Origin of the sequence: Methylacidimicrobium cyclopophantes (assembly GCF_902143385.2) — a bacterium.
GTDB classification, from domain to species: Bacteria; Verrucomicrobiota; Verrucomicrobiia; order Methylacidiphilales; family Methylacidiphilaceae; genus Methylacidimicrobium; species Methylacidimicrobium cyclopophantes.
The window spans coordinates 1-2,813 of record NZ_CABFUZ020000041.1; the positions used below are offsets into that span (position 1 = coordinate 1).

A 2,813-nucleotide genomic window follows, 5' to 3' on the forward strand; every position below is an offset into this window, starting at 1 on the left:
CCGCCCTTGGCGCCGCCGGCGCCATCGGCCGAAATCCGGGCGCCTTCGGCCTCGTCTTCACGACGGCGCTTTTGGGCATGGCGCTTTCGGAAGGGCTGGCGATTCTCGTCTTCTTCGTCGTCGGAAGGTAGCCTCGCATGCAGGAAGCACTCGCTCAACTCGGAGTCGACTGGCCTCGCTTTATCGCGCAGACGATCAACTTCGCCATCGTGCTCTGGGTCTTGAATCGGTTTGCCTATCGGCCGGTTTTGCGGCTGCTGGCGGAGCGCCGGACGCGAATCGCGGAAAGTCTCCAAAACGCGGAGCGGATTCAAAAGGAGCTCGCGGCCGCCGAAGAAGCGCGGCGCGAGATCTTGCAAAAAGCGAATGAGCAGGCTGCCCGGCTCATTGCCGAGGCGGAGCAGGCGGCTCGACAGCAAGGCGAGCGGCTGCTCAAGGAAGCGGCGGCCGAAGCGGAGCGAATCGTGCAGAAAGCGCGCGAACGGGCGGAACAAGAGCAACAGGAGAGCCGTGCGATGGTGCGGCGCGAGGTGGGGGAGCTCGTGCTCGCGCTTACCGCGAAGGTTTCCGGAAAGGTACTCTCGCCGGAAGATCAGGAGCGCTTGCGTGCGGAGACCGTCGCGCAGCTGCCCTCCTCGGAGCGTTTCGACGCTCTCCGTGCTGCCGCTTCTGAAAGAAACTGAGGTGCGCCTCGCGTGAAGATCTCCCGGCAAGCACGACGCAAAGCAAAAGCCCTCTTCCGACTTTGCCTCGAAGGCGAGGTTCTCGATCCGGAGCGGGTGAGGCGGGTCGTGGGGGCATTGATCGACCAAAAACCTCGTGGCTATCTCGCGATTCTCCACCGTCTTCGCCAACTGATCGCATATCGGATCGCCGAAAAGACGCTCTCGATCGAGAGCGCGGCCCCGTTGCCCGATGAGGGCAGATCGCTTTTCGCCGAGCTGGAAGCTCGATACGGGCCCGCATTGGAGAAGCGCTATTCGGTCCGTCCGGAGTTGATCGGCGGTATCCGCATTCAAAGGGGCAGCACGGTTTGGGACGGTTCCATAAACCGGAGATTGCAAACCCTGGCGACTTCGCTAGCCTGAGAAAAAATCCCTTTCTCCACCCAATTCACGTTACTTCACTACGATGAGCACCTTACTCGAAGAGATTGAAAATCGGATCGCGGAACTCCGGCGGGACGTTGCCAAGACCGATGTCGGCACGGTCCGGGAAACGGGCGACGGCGTCGTCAAGATTGAAGGCCTCGGTAACGTCGGCATGAACGAGATTTTGGAGTTCTCCGATCGTCGAGACGTTTTCGGCCAGCCTATTCGCGCTTTGGCCCTCAATCTGGAGGAGACCGAGGTGGGGGGGGTCATCCTCGGTGAGTTTACCGAGATCCGGGAGGGGGATCAGGTTCGTTCGACCGGGAAGCTGTTGCAAGTGCCCGTGGGGAAAGAGCTCCTCGGACGCGTCATCAGTCCTCTGGGGCAACCTCTCGACGGGAAGGGTCCCATTCCCTCCACCGTCTTCTATCCGGTGGAGCGGATCGCTCCCGGAATCATCCGGCGCCGCTCCGTGAGTCAGCCGGTCCAGACGGGGATCGCTGCCATCGACAGCATGATTCCGATCGGCCGCGGGCAGCGGGAGCTGATCATCGGCGATCGCGCGACAGGAAAAACGACGATCGCGGTCGATACGATCCTCAATCAGGCACGCCTCAACCGTGCCAACGAGGGGAATCCCGCCTATCGGCCGCTCTATTCGATCTACGTGGCGGTCGGCCAGAAAAACGCCAATGTCGCCCGAGTCTTGGATGTCCTCGACTCCCATGATGCGCTTTCCCACGCCATCGTCATCGTGGCGGCCGCTTCGGATCCGGTGACCCTCCAATACCTCGCTCCCTTTGCGGGCGCGGCTATAGGAGAATGGTTCATGGAGAACGGAATGGATGCGTTGGTCGTCTACGACGATCTCTCCAAGCACGCGGCTGCGTATCGCCAGCTTTCCTTGGTGCTCAAGCGTCCTTCGGGGCGGGAAGCCTATCCGGGAGATGTCTTTTACCTCCACTCTCGTCTTTTGGAGCGGGCGGCCCGACTCGGCGAGCGCTACGGAAACGGGAGCTTGACCGCCCTCCCGATCATCGAGACGCAAGCGGGTGACGTTTCCGCCTATATTCCGACCAACGTCATCTCCATCACCGATGGCCAGATCTATCTCGAGACGGATCTCTTCTATCAAGGCATCCGGCCAGCGATCAGCGTGGGGCTTTCCGTTTCCCGGGTGGGATCCGCGGCTCAGCTGAAGGCGATCAAACAGGTCGCCGGGAAGGTGAAGCTCGAGCTCGCGCAGTTTCGCGAGTTGGCCGCGTTCGCTCAATTTGCTTCCGATCTCGATCCCGCGACCAAGGCGAAACTCGATCGCGGAGCGAGGATCGTGGAAATCTTTAAGCAACCCCAGTACAGCCCCGTACCGGTGGAAATCCAAGCGGCAACCCTTTGGGGGGTCCAAAACAACTTCTTCGACTCCGTTCCGGTGCCGAAGCTCAAGGACTACCAAGAGAAACTCGTTCAATTTCTCCAGAGTCGATATCCCGCGCTGCTCGAGGAAATTCGCCAAAAAGGGGCCCTGGATGAAGGAATTACGAAGTCGCTCAAGGCAGCATTCGAAAACTTCAGCCAGACTTACAACGTCTAGACCCGCAATCTGCGCCTAGTCATTGCCCATGGCCAGCACCCGCGAAATTCGTCGAAGGATCCGATCGGTCAAGAATACCGCCCAGATTACGAAGGCGATGCAGATGGTAGCCGCATCGAAGATGCGGCGGG

4 protein-coding genes are annotated in these 2,813 nt (G+C 60.4%); all 4 read left to right on the forward strand.

Features of this window, described 5'->3' with window-relative positions; genetic code table 11:
* Positions 1-137: 137 nt before the first annotated feature.
* A complete protein-coding gene (gene atpF, locus FN369_RS00970; RefSeq protein ID WP_142524354.1) occupies positions 138-683 on the forward strand; it encodes a F0F1 ATP synthase subunit B in 546 nt (181 codons plus the stop codon).
* Positions 684-695: 12 nt separating this feature from the next.
* Positions 696-1,088 (forward strand): F0F1 ATP synthase subunit delta, encoded by a 393-nt coding sequence (locus FN369_RS00975; RefSeq protein WP_142524355.1) that lies wholly within the window; start codon positions 696-698, stop codon positions 1,086-1,088.
* A gap of 43 nt (positions 1,089-1,131) precedes the next feature.
* The gene (gene atpA, locus FN369_RS00980; RefSeq protein WP_142524356.1) at positions 1,132-2,682 is read left to right on the forward strand and encodes a F0F1 ATP synthase subunit alpha; all 1,551 of its coding nucleotides are present in this window, start codon (positions 1,132-1,134) and stop codon (positions 2,680-2,682) included.
* A 28-nt stretch (positions 2,683-2,710) separates the two neighbouring features.
* The coding region (locus FN369_RS00985) for a F0F1 ATP synthase subunit gamma (protein WP_178087589.1) at positions 2,711-2,813 on the forward strand (103 nt) is incomplete at its 3' end.